Source organism: Lysinibacillus pakistanensis (assembly GCF_030123245.1).
Taxonomy (GTDB): domain Bacteria; phylum Bacillota; class Bacilli; order Bacillales_A; family Planococcaceae; genus Lysinibacillus; species Lysinibacillus pakistanensis.
On the sequence record NZ_CP126101.1, the window covers coordinates 1,015,667 to 1,035,891 of the forward strand.

At 34.6% G+C, this 20,225-nt stretch carries 20 protein-coding genes and 1 pseudogene; 13 read left to right on the forward strand and 8 right to left on the reverse strand.

Annotation, left to right across the window (positions count from 1 at the left end; genetic code table 11):
* The first annotated feature begins 70 nt into the window (after window positions 1–70).
* The 8 genes from QNH24_RS04740 to QNH24_RS04775 all read left to right on the forward strand — a co-directional run bounded on the left by QNH24_RS04740 (window position 71) and on the right by QNH24_RS04775 (window position 8,453).
* Window positions 71–1,249 carry a LuxE/PaaK family acyltransferase gene (locus QNH24_RS04740; RefSeq protein ID WP_283870976.1) on the forward strand — a complete coding sequence of 393 codons (1,179 nt, stop codon included), beginning with the start codon at window positions 71–73 and terminating at the stop codon, window positions 1,247–1,249.
* Window positions 1,250–1,263: 14 nt separating this feature from the next.
* Window positions 1,264–1,617 (forward strand): iron-sulfur cluster assembly scaffold protein, encoded by a 354-nt coding sequence (locus QNH24_RS04745; RefSeq protein ID WP_054770764.1) that lies wholly within the window; start codon window positions 1,264–1,266, stop codon window positions 1,615–1,617.
* Between the two features lie 9 nt (window positions 1,618–1,626).
* Window positions 1,627–2,796, forward strand: a complete 1,170-nt coding sequence (locus tag QNH24_RS04750; RefSeq protein ID WP_283870977.1) for a cysteine desulfurase family protein — start codon at window positions 1,627–1,629, stop codon at window positions 2,794–2,796.
* Window positions 2,797–2,811: 15 nt separating this feature from the next.
* Window positions 2,812–3,768, forward strand: coding sequence for a peptidase U32 family protein (locus QNH24_RS04755; protein WP_283870978.1), 957 nt, complete (start codon window positions 2,812–2,814; stop codon window positions 3,766–3,768).
* Between the two features lie 11 nt (window positions 3,769–3,779).
* Window positions 3,780–4,655 carry a hypothetical protein gene (locus QNH24_RS04760; protein WP_283870979.1) on the forward strand — a complete coding sequence of 292 codons (876 nt, stop codon included), beginning with the start codon at window positions 3,780–3,782 and terminating at the stop codon, window positions 4,653–4,655.
* A complete protein-coding gene (locus tag QNH24_RS04765; protein WP_283870980.1) occupies window positions 4,652–5,812 on the forward strand; it encodes an acyl-CoA dehydrogenase family protein in 1,161 nt (386 codons plus the stop codon). Before QNH24_RS04760 ends, QNH24_RS04765 begins: the two co-directional genes overlap by 4 nt.
* A gap of 30 nt (window positions 5,813–5,842) precedes the next feature.
* Window positions 5,843–7,567, forward strand: a complete 1,725-nt coding sequence (locus tag QNH24_RS04770) for an MFS transporter (protein ID WP_283870981.1) — start codon at window positions 5,843–5,845, stop codon at window positions 7,565–7,567.
* Window positions 7,568–7,757: 190 nt separating this feature from the next.
* Window positions 7,758–8,453, forward strand: a complete 696-nt coding sequence (locus QNH24_RS04775) for a transglutaminase-like domain-containing protein (RefSeq protein ID WP_283870982.1) — start codon at window positions 7,758–7,760, stop codon at window positions 8,451–8,453.
* A 98-nt stretch (window positions 8,454–8,551) separates the two neighbouring features.
* Here the strand turns inward: QNH24_RS04775 and QNH24_RS26235 are convergent.
* The 8 genes and pseudogenes from QNH24_RS26235 to QNH24_RS04810 form a co-directional block, all read right to left on the reverse strand.
* Window positions 8,552–8,926 (reverse strand): annotated as a pseudogene (locus QNH24_RS26235) (polyprenyl synthetase family protein); the annotation flags it as partial.
* A 240-nt stretch (window positions 8,927–9,166) separates the two neighbouring features.
* Window positions 9,167–9,805, reverse strand: coding sequence for a response regulator transcription factor (locus QNH24_RS04780; RefSeq protein ID WP_283870983.1), 639 nt, complete (start codon window positions 9,803–9,805; stop codon window positions 9,167–9,169).
* A 5-nt stretch (window positions 9,806–9,810) separates the two neighbouring features.
* On the reverse strand, window positions 9,811–12,114 hold the full coding sequence (locus QNH24_RS04785; protein WP_283870984.1) for a sensor histidine kinase: 2,304 nt from the start codon (window positions 12,112–12,114) through the stop codon (window positions 9,811–9,813).
* Between the two features lie 316 nt (window positions 12,115–12,430).
* Window positions 12,431–13,504 (reverse strand): ABC transporter substrate-binding protein, encoded by a 1,074-nt coding sequence (locus QNH24_RS04790; protein ID WP_283870985.1) that lies wholly within the window; start codon window positions 13,502–13,504, stop codon window positions 12,431–12,433.
* Window positions 13,501–14,298 (reverse strand): ABC transporter permease, encoded by a 798-nt coding sequence (locus tag QNH24_RS04795; protein WP_283870986.1) that lies wholly within the window; start codon window positions 14,296–14,298, stop codon window positions 13,501–13,503. The genes QNH24_RS04790 and QNH24_RS04795 overlap by 4 nt, the downstream gene beginning before the upstream one ends.
* Window positions 14,295–15,104 carry an ABC transporter permease gene (locus tag QNH24_RS04800; RefSeq protein ID WP_283870987.1) on the reverse strand — a complete coding sequence of 270 codons (810 nt, stop codon included), beginning with the start codon at window positions 15,102–15,104 and terminating at the stop codon, window positions 14,295–14,297. Before QNH24_RS04800 ends, QNH24_RS04795 begins: the two co-directional genes overlap by 4 nt.
* A complete protein-coding gene (locus tag QNH24_RS04805) occupies window positions 15,094–16,200 on the reverse strand; it encodes an ABC transporter ATP-binding protein (protein WP_283870988.1) in 1,107 nt (368 codons plus the stop codon). The genes QNH24_RS04800 and QNH24_RS04805 overlap by 11 nt, the downstream gene beginning before the upstream one ends.
* Before the next feature lie 16 nt (window positions 16,201–16,216).
* Window positions 16,217–16,759, reverse strand: a complete 543-nt coding sequence (locus QNH24_RS04810; RefSeq protein ID WP_283870989.1) for a helix-turn-helix domain-containing protein — start codon at window positions 16,757–16,759, stop codon at window positions 16,217–16,219.
* A 406-nt stretch (window positions 16,760–17,165) separates the two neighbouring features.
* Here QNH24_RS04810 and QNH24_RS04815 point away from each other — a divergent pair, with 406 nt between their 5' ends.
* The 5 genes from QNH24_RS04815 to QNH24_RS04835 all read left to right on the forward strand — a co-directional run bounded on the left by QNH24_RS04815 (window position 17,166) and on the right by QNH24_RS04835 (window position 20,191).
* On the forward strand, window positions 17,166–17,708 hold the full coding sequence (locus QNH24_RS04815; RefSeq protein WP_283870990.1) for a peroxiredoxin: 543 nt from the start codon (window positions 17,166–17,168) through the stop codon (window positions 17,706–17,708).
* Window positions 17,709–17,798: 90 nt separating this feature from the next.
* Complete coding sequence (locus tag QNH24_RS04820) at window positions 17,799–18,254, forward strand: TlpA family protein disulfide reductase (RefSeq protein ID WP_054770780.1); 456 nt, start codon at window positions 17,799–17,801, stop codon at window positions 18,252–18,254.
* Between the two features lie 224 nt (window positions 18,255–18,478).
* Entirely contained in the window at window positions 18,479–18,772 is a 294-nt protein-coding gene (locus QNH24_RS04825; protein WP_283868388.1) for a transposase, read from the forward strand.
* A complete protein-coding gene (locus QNH24_RS04830; RefSeq protein WP_283868389.1) occupies window positions 18,772–19,650 on the forward strand; it encodes an IS3 family transposase in 879 nt (292 codons plus the stop codon). The genes QNH24_RS04825 and QNH24_RS04830 overlap by 1 nt, the downstream gene beginning before the upstream one ends.
* Window positions 19,651–19,966: 316 nt before the next feature.
* A complete protein-coding gene (locus QNH24_RS04835) occupies window positions 19,967–20,191 on the forward strand; it encodes a hypothetical protein (RefSeq protein WP_283870991.1) in 225 nt (74 codons plus the stop codon).
* The last annotated feature ends 34 nt before the right edge of the window (window positions 20,192–20,225 follow it).

A 20,225-nucleotide genomic window follows, 5' to 3' on the forward strand; every position in this document is an offset into this window, starting at 1 on the left:
TGGTTCTTTATTAGGCAATCAAAAGCCGAGAATCCGAGAGAAATTGATATTAAAAAGGAGAGGAAATGAAATGGTAACTATTCAAGCAGCAATGGAAAATTTAAAAGAATTAGGTATTAATCCAGTTACAGCAGTCATTGGGTCAACTCAACAGTTATTTCAGTGGGATGAAGAAAAAGTTAATGAATTAAAGGGTTATTTAATCTCCCAAAATTTTAAATATCATTATGAAAACAATAGCTTTTATCGAATGCTATGCGAGGATAGCGGTGTTACACCTGCAGATGTACAAAGTTTAGATGATATACAAAAAATCCCACTTATCCCAGTAACAAGCTTTAAAAGACCTGACTCTCATTTATTACTATCAACATCTTTAGAGAATATTGAATTTGAAATGCGAAGTACAGGAACTAGTGGTATCCCAAGTATATCAAGAAGGGATGCGGAAACATTAAACAATTGCGTATTTAGTATATATGCAATGTATAGAGAGATGTTCGCTTTCTCTCGTGGTGCTGGTCTCTTCTTATTCCCATCTCCAGAAGAAATGCCAGAGATGGGAATGGTAAAAGTACTAAACATGCTCTCAGGCTTGTTTGACGCAACACGATGTCTTGTTAAGAGAGCATCCTTCAAACCTAAAGAGGCAATAGAAACTTTAGAAAAATGGCAAAACATTCATACGCGGCACATCATAGGACCACCATTTTTAATTTATAAATTGGTTAATTATTTAAAAACAAATAATATTCATTTGAAGTTGGATCAAAAGACGATGATTATCAATCTAGGGGGCTGGAAACGCTTCTCTGGTATGGAGATACCTCGAGAACAATACAATAAAGAATGTGCTGAATTTTTAGGTATTCCTGAAGAAAATATTAGAGATATGTATGGATTGGTTGAATCTAATATCTTAGCTATCGAGTGTGAGAAGCATTCTAAGCATGTACCACCTTGGGTTCATTTTTCATTAAGAAATCCCAAAAATTTAGCTGAAGAGGTGCCACAAGGAAAAAGAGGTGTTTTAGCTATATTTGACCCTACGTCCTTGTCATATCCAGGATTTATTCAAACAGAGGATTTAGTGTATTTAAAAAAGGAAAATACGTGCGAGTGCGGAAGAAACGGTCAAAAGGTGGTATACCTTTCTAGAGTAGCGGGTGCAGAAATTGGTTGCTGTGCTATTAATTTAGAGAAGCATATGGATGCCGCAGAAGCTAAAAGTGAAATGGCCGAAGTTTAAGAGAGGATCTAAACATGTACAATTCTATCATTGTTGATTATTTTAGCAACCCTCGACATTCAGGTGAACTGACTGATGCAAATATGGAATTAAAAATTGGTAACTCTGTTTGTGGGGATACAATTTTCATGAGTGTAAAGGTAGAAGATGGGGAAATACTCGATGCAAAATATAAAGCATATGGTTGTGCAACATCTTTAGCAACAGCTGATATATTTGCAGAATTTATCATTAATAAATCAATAGAAGAAATTAAGCAGCAACCACAACATGAGATTGATAAAATGCTAGGGGAGTTGGAGCCTCCTCAAATGCATTGTTTAAATATTTTACATGAGTTATTTGAGCAAATACGTTCGGCAGCTTAGGAGGCTTTTATGATAGGAAGGTATTTTGATTATAATGCCACTACTCCTCTTCGGGAGGAAGTGGCTTCTACTATGATAGAAAATATAATGCTATTTGGTAATCCCTCTAGCACCCACTCCTTTGGGCAGTTAGCGAAATTAAAAATGGAAGAGGCACGCTTACATGTTGCCACATTAATTAATGCAGAAGAAACAGATATATTTTTTACTTCTGGTGGTACAGAGTCGATTAACACTGCATTGAAAGGACATTTCTTGTCAAATGATAAGTGCCCCTTTCATATCATCACTTCTAAAATTGAGCATGCTGCAACCTTAGAAGTATGTCGATATTTATCTACCCTTGGTGCTGAAATTACCTATTTACCTGTTGATACTAATGGCTTCATAGCTATTGAAGATTTAAAAAACGCTATACAAGAGAATACAGCGCTTGTTTCAATCATGTTTGCCAACAATGAAATTGGCTCAATTCAACCAATTCAAGAGATGGTGAGAGTTGTTAAAAATATCAATAGCAATATTATCTTTCATGTTGACGCTGTACAGGTGATAGGCAAAATCCAGATTGATGTACGGGACTTAGGAGTGGATGCATTATCGATGGCTGCCCATAAAATATATGGTCCAAAGGGCACAGGTGCATTGTACTTGAAAAACGGTGAACGTAAATTAGATCAGCTTCTTCATGGCGGTGGACAAGAAAAAGGTTTTCGTGGTGGCACAGAAAATCTATTAGCTATTATTGGTTTTGGTAAAGCCTGCGAAATGGCAAAAGAAGAGCTAAAGCAAAATGCTAATAAAATAATCGCATTAAGATCCTATTTCCTAGATAAATTAGAAAATTCGATTGAACACTATGAAATTAATGGGCCTGTGTTAGGTGAGGATTTATTACAAAATACTATTAATATATCTTTTCTGAATATACGAGCAGAAGCATTAGCGGTTCTATTAAGTCAAACATATGGTATTGCAGTATCTATTGGCTCTGCCTGTAGTGCTGATAAGGCTAATTTATCTCATGTATTGTTAGCACTCGGCCTGTCTGAAGATCGAATAAAATCGTCTATTCGTATTAGTTTTGGTAATTACACGGATTACAAGGATATTGATTATTTTATGGAAAGTCTTAAAGCATCTGTTAACCGTCTACGAAGTATGCTCCCTGTTGGATAGAAAGGAAGCGATAAGATGGAGAATTTAAAAATCGTAGCACCTGTGCGATCAAAATTTATGATGGAAGAAATGATAGAGGCCGGTGCCAATGAAATATATTTTGGCGTTTCAACTCCGCTTTTTCAACAGCTATCATTTGATAACAAATTTCAAACAGTAGCAGATTATCCTGCTCACTTTTCAGATTGGGAGGAAATAGACGACATAATTGCTTTAGCAAAAGCAAACAATCTTAGAGTTATATTTATGGCCAATACTCCATACATCCCAACAGGCTTTGAAAAAGACTATCAAAAGCATGTTAATAGAGCACTTGAAAAAGGTGTAGATGCTATAACAATATCTTCAATACAATCCTGTCATTTACTTAATTCTTTGGAAAAGAACATCCAAATTATTTCAGGCTCACAATTAGCACCAGTTAATAAATATGGAGCCGAGCTATTGAAGGAATCAGGTGTCAAAAGGATATCATTGTCGCAATCAATGACATTAGAAGAAATTCACGAACTTCGGGATTTAGAGATGGAACTGATGATTACAGGGAATTTTGGCACTGGCAGTATGGCTGGGAACTGTCGTTTATGGGAAAGCCCAAATAATCTTGAAATTGGGGAAGGGATCAGAACTCTATATCGAGTTTTATCTCCATTAAACACACACAGTAATCAGCAGCATTTTTTAGATAGTGCAACTGATTGTAGTTTGTGTAATCTAGAAGATCTAGTTTCTGCTGGTGTTACTGCCATAAAATTTCTTGGAAGGGAAGCCCCTAATCCAGTGACATTAGCGATGGTTGTGAATATGTTTAATGAATGGCGAGAAATGGGTATTTCAGGCTTAACAATAGATCAAAAGATGAAAATAACGGAGCAGGAGCAGCTCATGTGGGTCATGAAATGGGTGCCACGCTTTTGTGAAAAATGTCGATGTACTTATAAACCAACTGCAATTACAAAAACATACATTTAGGTGATGCATAATTGAAAACGCCAGTAAAAGAGCTAAGAATTCATCATGATTATTTATTTACATTATCAGATGAAGTATTAGACAGTTATCAAATTGTTTCTTTTGGGCATTCAGGCTGCCATTATAAAATGGTTGGTCTTGAAGATCAGCATATACAATTTTTATTGGAACGCGATAAAAAAATGAAAATTGAAATGCCTATGTTGTTTGAAGCCTCGATGAAAAGATTTATTGCAGAAATGCAGCGCTTTTTCCATTATGAGCTAAATTTGATTGTCAATGATTGGGGAACAATGCGTTATTTAGCTCAACAGTCTTTACCTCCAAACATCTCTTTATCATTAGGTAGGCAACTAATTTTTAGCTATGGGAACTGCCCATGGTATGAAGATATATTGCAATATGAAGAGCAGGCGACGAAGGAACAATTTTTACAATTAAATATTGCCAATCCATCTATGATCAGGTTTATGAAAGAAAATGGTGTAACGGAAATTGATGTAGATGTCAATATTCATATGGAAAATTCTGTGCAATTGCTTAGAGATGAAGGAATTAAAGTAAATGGCTTTTTAAATTATCCATTGGTGTCTACTTCTAGATCCTGTCACACACTTCGACTTCATGCAGAGCAAATTGGAAAATGCCAACATTTATGTAATAGTGGTATCTTAATCGAGCCAAGAGAACGATGGAATCGATTTGAGGATACAACCATTAAGATTTCAAGAGAAGGTCGAGAAAAAATAGGGAATCTTATTATTTATGGAAATATGGTAGTTCAGGATATGAAGAAACTAAACGAAAGCATACCTTTTGAAGTGGATTCATTATGCGATGATGCGAGATTTTCACCCATACTATTAAAAGAGGAGGCAATAAATTGAGTACTATACAAGAAAAAAATTTTACGCAAGATCTTTTGACGAAATTGGATGATATTATCGTTGATTTTGTTGCCCCAAATGCTGCACGAATTGATAGAGAACGAGAGTTTCCAAGAGAAAATATTACCGAGCTTGGACGGGAGGGTTTTTTAGGCTTAATCATTCCTCAGCAGTTGGGCGGTTTAGAGGCTCCATTATCCCTTTATAAAGAAACAGTGATTAGGCTGGCTCAAGCTTGTGCTTCTACAGCACTTGTCTATGTGCAACATATGTCAGCAGTTTCTATTTTATTGTATGGAAAAGAAAATGACTATATAAGAAATATTTTAAGTAATATAGGTAAAGGTCAATGTCTTACGACAATTGCACTAAGTGAAGCTGGATCTGGCTGTTATTTTTTCTTACCAGTTAGTCAGGTAAATGAAACTGACAAAGGGCTTCGATTAAAGACCAATAAAATTATGGTGACTAGTGCTGGAGAGGCAGATGTGTATGTCATTAACTCTAAAGCGACTTTCGCGAAGAATTCAATGCAAAGTAATTTCTTTGCTGTAGCTAGCGAATATAATGGCATTGAGGTTGGTGGGAAATGGGAAGGTATGGGACTAAGAGGAAATCAAAGTGCACCATTAACTATAGATACTTACTTAAATAAACAGATGCTAATTGGTGAAGAAGGAGAAGGCTTTAAAATTACCCGTGAGGCACTGCTTCCAATGGGACAAATTGGAATTTCAGCAGTCAATATTGGGATCGCCAAGGCAATATACAATGAATCGGTAAATTATGTGAAGAAACGATTTTATACACATATCAATACAAATCTTTCTGATTTTCAAAGTATTCAGCAAATGATTGGAGAAATAAAGGTACTATGCGATCAGGCAGAGACAGCGTTAAATGTATTTGTTCAACGGATGGAGAACAAGGAAGTTGATATGGTCAGTACATTAGAGGTTAAGGTAATGGCCTGTCAAACAGTATTACAGGTGGCAGAATTAGGGTTAAAAGTTTGTGGAGGGCATGCCTATTCCGCTAATACACCGATTGAGAGGTATATTCGGGATAGTATGGCAGGAACAGTCATGGGACCGACGCCAGATGTTCTTAAGGAATTGATTGGGAAAATTGTATTGGATGTCCCGACCCAATTATAAATTCATGGAACAGATGAAAGAGGGTTGACAATGACAAATCAAAATGAGCCTATATACGGGGGTATGAAGCAGGTATTAGCGGTAAGCCTTGGTTTATTTTTAGTTTTTTTAGACAGTACCGTAGTAAATATTTCACTCCCTAATATTATGAATGATTATGAAATTAATTTAAGTGTCGCTTCTTGGATTATCAATTCTTTTGTGCTAACGCTCGCTATTTTATTAATTACTTTAGGAAAAATTGCAGATTTTTTTGGCAGAAGAAAAATCTTTTTAATTGGCGTTATCATATTTGCCATAAGCTCATTATTATGTGGAATGGCCCCTACTGTAGAAGTTTTAATTGCTGCTAGAGTTTTACAAGGCATTGGAGGGGCAATGATTATCCCAACTAGTATGATGCTAGTAAGGACAGCGGTACCAGCAGAAAAAATGGGGCTTGCCATGGGAATATGGGGAGCTGTTGGTGCACTTGCTGTAGCTATTGGTCCTAGTCTTGGAGGTGTAGTGACAGATTTTATTAATTGGCGTTGGATCTTTTATATCAATGTTCCAATTATTATTGTAGCCTTTCCATTTATCCTATTAGCTTTTAAAGGATTTAAAGATATCAAATCTCCATTTAAATTAGATGTGCTAGGTATGTTAGTCATTAGCGTGGCACTCTATTTTTTAACTTATGCAATATTGCAGGGTGAGAAATTAGGGTGGAATTCAACGACAATATATATATACTTTTCAATAAGTATCTTAGCCACACTATTATTTATTTTTATAGAAAAGCGGGCAAAGGTGCCATTAGTAGATTTTTCAATATTTAACAATAAACATTATTTGGGTGGCATTCTATCAAATTTCTTAGGTGGCATTTTGTTAATGGGTACTTTAATTTTGTTACCTGTTTATCTGACACAAGTAAAAGATTTCACAACTCTTTATGCATCATTTCTTATTACACCTTTATCGGCAGTCATGTTAATCGTAGCACCAATCGTCGGGAGAATAATCGATAAAATTGGCTATCAAGTCCCAATGCTTTTTGGTTATGTTTTTACTGTCACAGGTTTTATTTTCCTCTTAAAATTAACACCAGATACTGAATTCCCAATGCTTATTACGATGATGTCCTTATTAGGTACTGGATTGGGTATCATCATGGTTACAAGTGTAACAGTGTGTACGGTTTCTGTTTCAGAAAAGCATGTCTCTTTGGGATCGGGTATATTTGCGACAGCACGAAATCTTGGAGGTGCCCTAGGTGTATCTTTATTTGTTTCTATTACTCTAAGTTTTTTAAATCAATATGCAAACGATATAGTGGATGATGGTGTGGCACGATTTGAAAATAGTGAAATACCTGATGCCGTCAAGACGGTCGCTATTGACAATCTAAAGGGAAAAAAAGATAGCTTTTTTGAAGGAGAGCAGAAAGTAGAGGATTTTAAGGTCTCTAAGGAAATGTCTGATCAATTTGTCGCAATGAAAATGGAAGAGGCATTAAAACAAAAGCCTAAAACCGTGGAGGTTAATGCTTCAGCAGATTTAGAAAAGAAAATAACTGCTATGGTAAATACTGAAATTGAAAATATAGAAAAAGAAGTTAAAACTATTCAAAGTAATATCCGAAATGATGCGCAAGGGTATATTGTTGAGGCAATGACGAAAGCATTTTGGTGTGGATTATTGTTAACATGCCTTTTTAGTTTATCCTTGATTTTTTTAAGAAAGAAGCATATTGAAGAAGGTAATGTATAACTAGTAATCGGTAGGGTGAAAAATCCCTACCGATTCAAATTTATATCTTCTCTTAGTGACTAATCAATTTAATATACATACTTTGAATGATTAAAAATTATTAATCATAAGATATTCTAGTGTAAGTGGATAATTATAGATATAATAGTAATATAAGGGTATTTAGAGAAGAAGAAAAGGGTGAATACTGATGATGAAATATTTGGAACCGACAGCCATGCTAAATTTTCAAGATGAAGCACTCCAGCAATTAGTAAAACAAAGAGGATGGAGTGACTTTGCGTATGAAGATCGAATTAAAGAAATTTATGATTTTGTAAGAAATGAAATTAAGTTTGGCTATAATCGGACAGATGATATTCCCGCTTCTGAAGTATTGCGCGATGGATATGGGCAATGTAATACAAAAAGTACGCTTCTAATGGCTTTACTTAGAGCAGTTGGGATTCCTTGTAGAATACATGGATTCCTTATTGATAAAAAAATGCAAAAGGGAGCTTTGACTGGCATTACTTATCTATTAGCACCAAGTAAAATTGTTCATGCTTGGACGGAGGTTCAATTACATGATGATTGGATTGTGTTAGAAGGTGTGATTATAGACGATTCGTATTTAAAGCAAGTGAAAAGTCGACTATGTAGCTTTAATGAAGGATTTATCGGTTATGGAATTTCAGTTAAGGATAAAGATAATATAAATCTCTGTTGGACTGGTGAAAGTGTATATGTCCAAAGCTTTTCCATAACAGATGATTTGGGAATATTTGATAACCCAGATGATTTATTTAAGAAATATAACAATACGGATAGTAAGCTGAAAGAGATATTGTTTAATAAAAAAAGAAAGAAAATAAATAAAAGGTTAGATATGTTGAGAGATCAGTGAAAAGGACATACTCGCTTGAAATTGAAAGCGAGTATGTCCTTTTTTATGCTTTAAATATCTATATTTAATAACTGCTCACGTGCTGCACTAGTGAGCGTCTAATCATTAATACTGACTTGGAATTTATAGTAGAATAATTTTTCTGGAGCATGACAATAGGGGATAGCTCCACCATTACGTACAATATCCATTAAATTTGCTTTTTCATATGCTGTTAAATGCAGATATTGGGTTTTACTATGATAGTAATTTTTAATCGGTTGAAAATTATTATCCTCTATGCACAGATAGTAGAGAATTGGCAAATTAACCTTTTTAATATGTAAATCATTGATAGTATGGTCTGCTAACAGATCATGTACATCGTTACGAATTTGGGCTACGACACCTAAGTAATTTGCATATGTTTTAATCGTTTCCAAGGTTTTTTGTGGAATATCTACGGCACCTAAAATACAAGCCAGCTTTATAAGAGAGCCAGATTTTAGCTAACCATTTCTAAATATTCGGATTCATTAGAAATACGGTTATACATATCTTTTTGTTGTCCATTGATTGATTGGATCAATAATAATTGAATTTGCTGACTGATAAAGTTTCTAGCTTCCACGCTGCCATTTAATAGAGTCACTTTATGAAAAACACAATAATAAAATTTTTCCCTAAATTAACGTTTGATCAAGGATAGATCAATACATCCCCGTCCTGTAATATTAAAATTGAGCCCGACTGTTACTTAAAATTTTTGCAACTGCCTCAGAACGAGAATTCACACATAACTTTTTATATATTTTAGTTAGATTATATTCAACAGCACGAATGCTCATAAAAAGTTCATCTGCAATTTCTTTATTGCTGGCGCCCTTGGCTAAACTCTCTAAAATATCCATCTCCTTTTGTGAAAATTGTTGTTGATGTTCAGCGACTAATAATCCTTGAGATATGTTAGACGGTAGCGAACGAATTAACATTTCCCTTGGAATCATTACATAACCATTTAGTACAGCTTGAATATTTATCACCAATTCCTGATAGGATGCAGATTTGCTTATAATGCCGCAAATTCCCAATTCTATTAGAGTGTTCAACTCACAGGAATAATCAAATCCCGTATAGAGTATGATTTTAGCATCCGAATGGGTAAGTAAGATTTTTTTCGATAATTCGATGCCAGAGCAGTTAGGCATATTAATATCCAATAAATAAAGATCAAATGTTTTTTTCTTAATGTCTTGTATGACCTGCTGCCAATTTGATAAATAAGTAATATTATAGTCTGTTACTTCCTCCAGTATATTCTTAGTACCGAGACCAACCATTGGATGGTCGTCTACAATTAATAGCTGAATCAATGTTCTCACCTCGGAATTGTTATTAAAATTTGTAATCCTTGAGTAAGTTCCGTAATAAATTCAATCTCTCCATCTAAAATATGAATACGTTCTTTTATACCGATTAATCCAATATGATCTTCATTATACTGCTCACTAATTTTGTCCATCCCTACACCGTTGTCTTTATAATCTAAAAAAATAAAATGATTATCCTCCCACATTTCTATGGACACTAATGTGGCATTAGAGTGCTTTTCAGCATTGGTAAGCAGTTCTTGGAGCACACGGTAGATAGAGACTGTTAAATTATGATTGTTTGCGTAATTAGAAAGTTGAAATTCATATCGAAGGCTAAAACTAGCTTTCGCCTGTTTCTTTTTACAAAGATCCTCTAAAGATGCAGTAAAATTAGTATTTAATAAAAAGTTGGGACGTAACTCACTACAGGTGTCTCTAATTTGCTTAATAACATCCAATAAGCCGTTCTTGATTTTATTTAATGTCTCTAAGTCTCCCTTCTGTAAAGTATTTGAATTTTGTATAAGTTGATCTAATTTCTGATACCAAATTGTTTGATCTTGTAAAGCAGAATCATGTAAATCTGACGCTAATCGTTTACGTTCTTGTTCACTCAATTGCAATAAAAATCGAGTAAGAGTGTTGGATGATTGATGATTAGTTGTGTCTCTATTTTCGATGGTTGCAATTATATTTTTTACGATATTTAAATTTTCATAGACTAATCTTACGTATTTAACAATATTTATTAACCACATTTTTTCATGTAAATTAAACGTCGTATTATTTCTTTTTTTGCTAATCCAAATATACGTGCCTATATGATGATGTTCATAAAGCTGAATGCCAAGATAATTCGGATGATCAATTAATATATCTGAATGATTATTCCTCAGCTTAAGTTTAATAGAATCTGCTAGTATACTTTCTTCATTATTTTGCATGAAATCAAAACATTGGTACTCATTGGTTTGATAATTTATGCGTATCAAGAGTAAAACTTTAGGATCTAAGGTTTCTTTGATTTGATGAAGTAATAAGTCTTCTAAATCATCTTCTTTCATAACAGAAGCTAGTTCTTGTGAAAACTCATTTAAATTATTAGAAAAAAAGGACTGTTGATAAAGAAAACTATCTTTTAAAAGAAAATCTAGTTTTTCTTTTAAAAATAGTGTCACAATATTGATAGTAAGAATGACGAAAAATAAAATGAAAGAATACAAAACGATATTATCTATGTAGAATCTTTCACTAATAACGAAAATCATCAAAATCACTGTGGGAATAAATGTTAAAAATGTATAATATGGAATTTGTTTTAAAATAAAATTAATATCTATTAAGCGATTAGTCAACACAATATAAGTATACCCAATAGGGATAATAAATAAGGTGAAAGTTGCCAAATCATCTTGTATATAAGGTAGTCTAAAGATAAATGGAACAGCGTGAAAAAAAATAAAAGGTATAAATGCACAAACATGAATTAATATTAACCATTTTAAAAAAACTTCATGATATGTACTTTTAGTAGTCAAGTAAAAATAAATCAGTAGCAAAATAGAAAAACAAATATTGAGGCAAAAGTAACTTAAAATTAGTATGGTGTTGATAGCACTAAAATTATAATCTGAGAAAAGTGTCGATAATTTTAAAATAATAATTATAAAATAAAGGAATCTATTTATTTTAAAGAAGGTTAACCATTTGTTTTTGATAATTCCTTTTTCGAATAACAGTATATGAAAGAACTGTATTAAAAAAAGAGAGCATAATGGGAAAAATATTCCAATTAGGAAACTTGATACAATATCTCCTCTTCCAGATTCAGTCGAAGCAAAAAAACTAAGAGACATCGACAATAGGAATCCTGTTAAATAAAATGCAACTTTATTATTTTGTTGGTAAATAAAGAGAGTCAGAATAAAAACAGTTAGAGAAAATAAACTTGGAATTATGATTTCCTGAAAAGTGTCTTTCAGAGAATCAGGTGGAGCTTGTATGTAATGTATTTCTTGGTTTCTTATAATTTTTATTTTAGAACCATGAACAAAGCAATTATTGTGTTTGAAATGCTTATTGAACATCGTCACATCAATATCATCTATTTCTAAAATGGCATCACCGATAGCGAGATTGGTATAGCGTGCCCAGCCATCATTTTCATAAATATTGGAAATAATAATTTTACCATTTTTATTATACTGCACATCTATACCGATATAGGGGGTTGACATAACGAATATTAAAAAGAAGTGGGCTATTAGAAATAGTAATTGCAAAAATAGTATTTTTCTTTTATTACTCATAGTTTAACCCTTTCTAGGAAAAAGTTTATAATTACCTCTTTAATGTTATTATAAATTGTAAACAAATTGAAAGAAAGGGAATACTATGATGATAGATAAGATTCATTCATTAATTTATAATAATTAAAGCTAGCTGATTATCTTTCAATTTCTAAGCTAAATATTATCCAAAAGGTATTACAAAACTAATAAAGCAGATGTTATGCAAAAATCATCAACATGGCTACCACGATAAAAATGTTTCTTTCTTTAGACATCGCATTCTTCAACAAAAAAAGTGATGAAAAACATTTTGTTTTTCATCACTTTTTTAAATCTATCGAATACTCATTTTAAATTCTAAAAATAATTCATTGTATTTACCTAAGTAATCAGGACCTAAGTTTTTATATACTTCTAATGTTTCTCGTTGCTCTTCAGAAGGATAATAGCGTTCATCAGATACAACTTCCTTATCCATTAATTTCATTGCTGCAATGTTAGGGGTAGAGTAGCCAACATAGTCAGCGTTTTGGGCACCAGATTCAGCTTTTAGCATAAAATTAATGAATTTATGAGCACCCTCTATATTTTTAGATGTTTTCGGGATGACCATATTATCAAACCACAAGTTTGAGCCTTCCTCTGGAACTGCAAAATCTAGCTCTTCATTTTCTGACATCATGTCTGCTGCCTGCCCAGACCAAGTGAGGGCTACAGTAGCCTCATTATTGATCATTAAAGGGGTAATTTCATCACCAATAATGGCCTTAACATTTGGGGCAAGTGTAATTAATTTGTCTGTAGCTTTCCGTAATTCATGATTATCCAATGAATTTAGCGAATATCCTAGGCTATTTAAGCCCATCCCGATTACCTCACGAGCACCATCTACTAAAAAGACTTTTCGTTTTAATGAAGGGTCCCACAAATCATCCCATGAAGAGAAATCTAAATCACCAACAAGGTTTGGATTATAGACAATACCTACTGTTCCCCAAAAATAAGGTACGGAATATTTATTGTCATCATCGAATGGTAGATCCAAGAAGTAAGGGTCGATGTTTTTTAAATTAGGAATTTTCGATTTATCTAAAGGAATCAACAAATTTTCTTCCTTCATTTTTTCAATCATATATTCTGAAGGGACAGCAATATCATAAGCTGTTCCGCCCTGTTGAATTTTTGTCATCATGGCTTCATTGGAATCAAACGTCTCATAAATTACATGAATACCTGTTTCTTTTTCAAATTGCTTTAGCAAATCAGGATCTATATATTCTCCCCAGTTAAAGATCGTTAACGTGTTTTTTCCACTTTTTCCACCACCGGCGCTTAAGGCATCAGCAGCATAGAATAATAGGGCGGACACGACAAGTATCGCAATCGTAGCTTGAATTAATTGCTTCATTGTTGTCCCTCCGTTCTTTTACTAGCACGACTTGTGATGAAATAATAGCCAACTACGACAATCACCGTAACGAAGAATACTAAGCCAGAAATAGCATTTACCGTTAAGGAAATACCAGCACGTGCCATAGAGTAAATTTCCACAGATAATGTACTAAAGCCATTGCCGGTTACGAAAAACGTCACTGCAAAGTCATCTAAAGAATACGTAAGAGCAAGAAAGAACCCTGCAAAGATACCAGGCTGAATATACGGTAAAATAACACGCATCATCACATCTTTTTTTGTTGCACCTAAATCTAATGCAGCATCAATTAATGATGTATTCATTTCTAGCAGCTTTGGTAAAACCATCAGTACAACAATCGGTACACTAAAAGCTACGTGTGCTAATAATACAGAAGCAAAGCCTAATTTAATACCAACCATTGTGAACAAAATTAAAAAGCTCGCACCAATAATAACATCAGGACTTACAATTAATACATTGTTTAAGGAAAGTAATGTATTACGCATTTTTGCATCTTTCACCGTTACAATGCCAATTGCACCTAATGTACCGATAATTGTTGAAATTAAAGCAGAAAGTAGAGCTACGATGACTGTATTAATTAAAATAACTAATAGGCGGGAATCCTCAAATACAGCCTTATAATGTTCAAGCGTAAAGGATTCAAAATTATTCATGGAGCCACCACTGTTAAAAGAATAAAAAATTAAGTAAAAGATAGGTGCATACAGGACGATAAAAACAATCGCTAAATACACTTTTGCGGAAGCTGATAATTTATTCATCGTACGCGACCTCCTTTATCCTTTTGTCCTGTAATAAGCATAATAATTACCATGAACAAAATTAAGAATACAGCAATAGTTGAGCCCATTCCCCAGTTTTGAGTCACTAAGAACTGTTGTTCAATAGCTGTACCAAGAGTAATTACGCGGTTTCCAGCAATTAAGCGTGTAATCATGAACAAGGATAGTGCAGGAATAAATACAACCTGTATGCCCGATTTAACACCATCCATAGTTAGAGGCAGTACAACGCGACGGAATGTCGTAAAGGCAGATGCACCCAAATCACGTGCTGCATAAATAAGAGTAGGGTTTAAACGATCTAAAGAATTAAAGATAGGTAAGATCATAAAAGGTATAAAAATATACACTGATACGAATACAAAGCTAATATCTGTAAATAACATTTGCTTTGGATCAAAGCCAAATACCTCAATAAATGCGTTTAACGGACCGTACAAGCCAAAAATTCCGATAAAAGCGTATGTTTTTAACAAAAGATTAATCCAAGAAGGAATAATGATTAGCAGGAGCCAAAGCTGCTTATACTTAGTTTTTGTTAAAAAATAGGCTGTAGGATACGAAACTAATAATGTAAAGAAGGTAATTAAAAACGCATACCAGAAAGAGCTTAATGTCATTTTTAAATAAACGGAAGTAAAGAAAGCTTTATAGTTATCAAACGTAAAATTGCCATGTATATCTAGTAGGGAATAGTATACAACCAGTGCAATTGGTGCGATAACGAAAAATGCGATCCATAAAACGTATGGAAATAAGGCTGATTTCGATGTTTTAGCTTGCATCGTCTTCATCTCCATATGCTTCTAAACGTTTGTCAAACTCTTCTTCGGTTTCATTTAAGCGCATAACATGAATCGCCTCTGGATCAAAATCTAAGCCAATTTCTGTCCCTACCTCAGCTTTTTTTAAAGAATGGACAAGCCACTCATTACCATCCTTATCATATGTGGATAATTCATAATGCACGCCACGGAATAATTGCGTATCCACTTTTACAATAAGTTTACCTTTATCAATAGTTGTCATTTCTAAATCCTCAGGACGAATAACAATATCGACTTTTTCATTTGGCTTCATCCCTTGGTCAACACATTCGAACATTTTGCTGGCAAATTCTACCTTGAAATCTTCAATCATTACACCAGGGACAATATTTGATTCTCCTATAAAATCAGCTACGAAGCGATTAATGGGTTCATCATAAATATCAACAGGTGTACCTGATTGTTGAATTTGTCCTTCACTTAGTACAAATATTTCATCGCTCATAGCGAGTGCCTCTTCTTGATCGTGTGTTACGAAGACAAAAGTTTTGCCAAGACGTTGCTGTAATTCTCGAAGCTCATATTGCATCTCAGTACGTAGCTTTAAATCTAAAGCTGAAAGAGGCTCATCTAATAAAATTACTTCTGGGTCATTCACAATCGCACGAGCAATTGCTACACGTTGACGTTGACCACCTGACATTTCAGAAATTTCACGATTTCCGTATCCAGCAAGGTTAACAAATTTTAATGCTTCAGCCACTCGTTCCTTAATTTCGTTTTCAGACAGCTTTTTAATACGTAGTCCAAATGCGACATTTTCAAAGACATTCAAATGAGGAAATAGTGCATAATCCTGAAAGACTGTATTTACTTGACGTTCATTTGCTGGCACTGAGTTGATTTTTTTATCGTGGAAATAAACATCTCCTGTAGACGGTTCAGTGAAGCCTGCGATAATTCGTAAAATGGTTGTTTTACCACAACCGGAAGGACCTAATAATGTGTAAAATTTCCCTTTTTCTAGCTCTAGATTAATATTTTTTAGGACGATTGTGCCGTCATTATAAGACTTTGAAACATTTTCAAAGCGGATAATTGAATTCGTTGTCATAGATGCGCCTCCTTAGCTATAAGTATGAATCCGTTGCGACAAGCAAAATCTTTGTTTCAGCAGCATGTGCATTAAAAATTTGATGATGATCTGTCGCATCAAAATAGAGAGCATTGCCTTCACTAGCGATATACTGTTCATTCCCCAAAACAAGACGGATACGCCCTTTTACTACATATATAAAGGTTTCGGAGAGTGAGGGTTCAAATTGCTTAAATTCACCTTCAGCAGCAAGCGTTAGGAAAATAGGCTCCATTTCTTTTTCATTTGATGTTGGAATAAGCCATTGAATTTCATATTTTCTTTCTTCATCCGTATAGGTGGATTGATCTTCCTCTGTATAAACAACCTTTTGTTCAGGTGATTCATCATCAAAAAATTCCTTAGGTGTTGAACCTAACACTTCTAATATTGAAAAGAGTGTCTCAATGGAAGGTGAATTCAAATCACGTTCTAATTGGGATATATAACCTTTACTTAAATCTGTACGTTCTCCAAGTTCCTCTTGGGTAAGACCTTTTTTTAAACGAAGCGCTTTAATTTTTGCTCCTATTTGCATCTTTTCCCTCCTAGAAGAAGTTTAGCAATCATAAACTTTAGAAATATGAAGTTTACTTTAACGAAACTTTTAGTTTACTAAAATCATTACAATTATACATAATAATTTAAGATATGCAATCGTTTTTATTGAAAAAAAAGAAGAAAAAATTTTTAGAAATTTAACATAAATCACAGGTAGAAAAAGTTTGTTTATTTTAGAATAAAAATGTTAAAAATAGTTAATAAATAGGCTGTAGCTGCTATTCCATTTTGGGATTTGACAAAAATTTGTCAGATAATTTGAAACATGTCCTTTAACGAAGTTTACTTGTTTGAAAAACTACGATTACTCTGCTATCGTAGAAGACGAGTTCGCTAGTGCGAATGGAATATATACACTACATATTTAATCGGAGGGATTTATTATGGCAGAACGCATGGTAGGTAAACAAGCACCTGACTTTACAATGGAAGCTGTACTTTCAGACAAATCTTTTGGCAAAGTATCATTAGAAGACATTAAAGCACAAGACAAATGGACTGTTCTTTTCTTCTATCCAATGGACTTCACATTTGTATGTCCAACTGAAATCACTGCGATGAGCGATCGTTACGACGAGTTCGAAGACTTAGATGCAGAAGTAATTGGTGTGTCTACGGATACAATCCACACACACTTAGCATGGATTAACACAGACCGCACTCAAAATGGTCTTGGTGAATTAAAGTATCCATTAGCTGCTGATACAAACCACCAAATCTCAAAAGAGTATGGTGTCTTAATTGAAGAAGAAGGTATCGCACTACGTGGTTTATTCATCATCAACCCAGAAGGCGAATTAAAATACCAAACAGTTTTCGATAACAACATCGGTCGTGATGTTGATGAGACTTTACGTGTACTTCAAGCTTTACAAACTGGTGGTCTTTGCCCAGCAAACTGGCGTCCAGGTCAAGCAACTCTATAATTCAAATAGAGTCAATTATCAACTTTGAATTCCCCACGACACGTTTGTGGGGATTTTTAAACTTAGAAGAGGGTAAAGGAGGATATAGACATGAAACTTCGTGAACAAATGCCAGAATTAGCAGGCGCAACAACTTGGTTAAATGGTGAAGTAACTAAAGCAGATTTAGTAGGTGAAAAGCCAACATTAATTCATTTTTGGTCAGTTAGCTGCCATCTATGTAAGGAAGCAATGCCAGATGTAAATAATTTCCGCGACCAATTCAAGAATGAGCTAAATGTTGTAGCAGTACATATGCCGCGCTCAGAGGCAGATACTGATTTAGACACAATTAAAGCAGTAGCCGCAGAGCATGATATTGTACAACCAATCTTTGTAGATAGTGAAATGAAGCTAACAGATGCTTTTGAAAACCAATATGTGCCAGCATATTTTGTGTTTGATAAAGATGGTCAGCTTCGTCATATGCAAGCTGGTGGTAGCGGTATGAAAATGCTAGAAAAACGTGTAAACCGTGTATTAGATGAAATGCGCAATGCTGAATAAGATTATGATGGGACGAGAATAAATACACATTCTCGTCTTTTTTGTTTTTTAAAGTGGCTCAGGGTTAATTGAAATGTGTTTGGATTTGAAAAGAGCTAGGAGCTGAGCGAGAAGTGGCTGGAGCGGATCAATAAGTGGGTAGACCTGAGGTTAGTATAAAAAGTGGACACGGAAAACTGAGAGTAGCTATGATAGAAATAACTATTTTAAAGGACGTGTACCGAATGACTAAAAAAATAACCCAAGAATATCGTGATTATGTTGTGAAATTAGTAGTAGAAGAAAATCGAAAAGTAACAGAATTATCGTATGAATTAGGGCTTGGGGAATCTTCTATTCACCGCTGGGTAAAAAAGTATCGTGATGGAAAAAAGCAAGAAAATGGCGACGTGAGATATATAACCCCTTCGGAGCTAAAGAAGCTAGAAGCAACTTATGAAAAGCAACTTCGTGACTTAGAAGAGGAGAATGCAATTCTAAAAAAGGCGATGCACATCTTTGCCAAAAACCCGCAGTAGTGTTTGAATTTATTGAAGCGCATAAACAGGAGTTTTCGATTGTAAAGATGTGCCGTGTTCTAAAAGTATCGACGAGTGGCTATTATAAATGGTTGGCAAAACAGGCAGCACCGATAACAGAAAAAGAAGAATATAAAATGAAAGTCACACAAAAAATTAAACAATCGTTTCATGAAAGCTATGGTACGTATGGCAGCCCGCGAGTACATAAAGATCTGTTGGAATGGGGTTATCCTCTTTCACAAAAAACAGTGGCAAACATCATGCGAGGACTGGAACTGTGCGCAACACAGCCGAGAAGCTATGTGACGACAACAGATTCAAATCATGATGCACTGGTGTATCCTAATATACTGAAACGCATGTTTTATGTGGAAGAACCAGATCAAGTATGGGTCGCTGATATTACCTATATCCGAACGCTGGAGGGATGGGTGTATTTAGCGAGTATTATGGATTTGTATTCTCGTAAAATTGTAGCGTGGGAAATGGCCGATCATATGAAAGTAGATTTAGTGTTAATAGCTTTGAAAAAAGCGTTCTTCATACGCCGACCAAAAAAAGGACTCATTCATCATTCAGACCGTGGGGCGCAATACTGTTCAACGGAATATATCGAACTTTTAAAAAAGCATGGTTGCCAAATTAGTATGAGTAAAAAAGGTGATCCGTATGACAATGCCTGCATTGAATCGTTTCATGCGACCATAAAAAAAGAAATGATTTATCGCCAAAAATTCCAAACAAAGAAAGCAGCCTTCAAAGCGATAAATGGTTATATTTCAAATTTTTATAATGAACATAGAAGACATTCGACCCTTGGCTATCGTTCACCGAACCAATTTGAACGCTTGACGTTTCAGAAACACGCAAGTTAATCTCAAAACCGTTTCAAGCGATGGAAATCAATTGTTCAAGCTCTTTGAACAATTGACTTCCATTGCCCACCAAACGCAGTGCGGTAGCTTTGAAGCTCTCACTTTTTTATGTCCACTTTCTTGACAGAAGACCAGACCAGAGCGGAAAAGGGGTGAAGCTGATCAAAAGGTGGGCAGACCTGAGCGAAAAAGAGCTGAAACTGATCAAAAAGAGCACCAACCTGATCAAATAGTGGGTAAACCAGAGCGGAAAAGAGTTGGAGCTGATTAGAAAGAGTGTAGACCGGAGCGGAAAAGGGCTAAGGCTGATCAAAAGGTGGGTAGACCAGAGCGAAAAAAGGGTGGAGCTGATCAGAAAGAGTGTAGACCGGAGCAGAAAAAGGCTAGAGCTGATCAAAAGGCGGGAAGACCTGAGCGAAAAAGAGCTGGAACTGATCAAAAAGAGCACCAACCTGATCAAAGCGTGCAGTTCCCTGAGCAAAAATCAATTAAAACGATCTTTCGCATTTTCAACCAAACATCTCCAATGTTGCCGAATTGAAACCTTCTTTGACGATACATATAATCAAGAATAC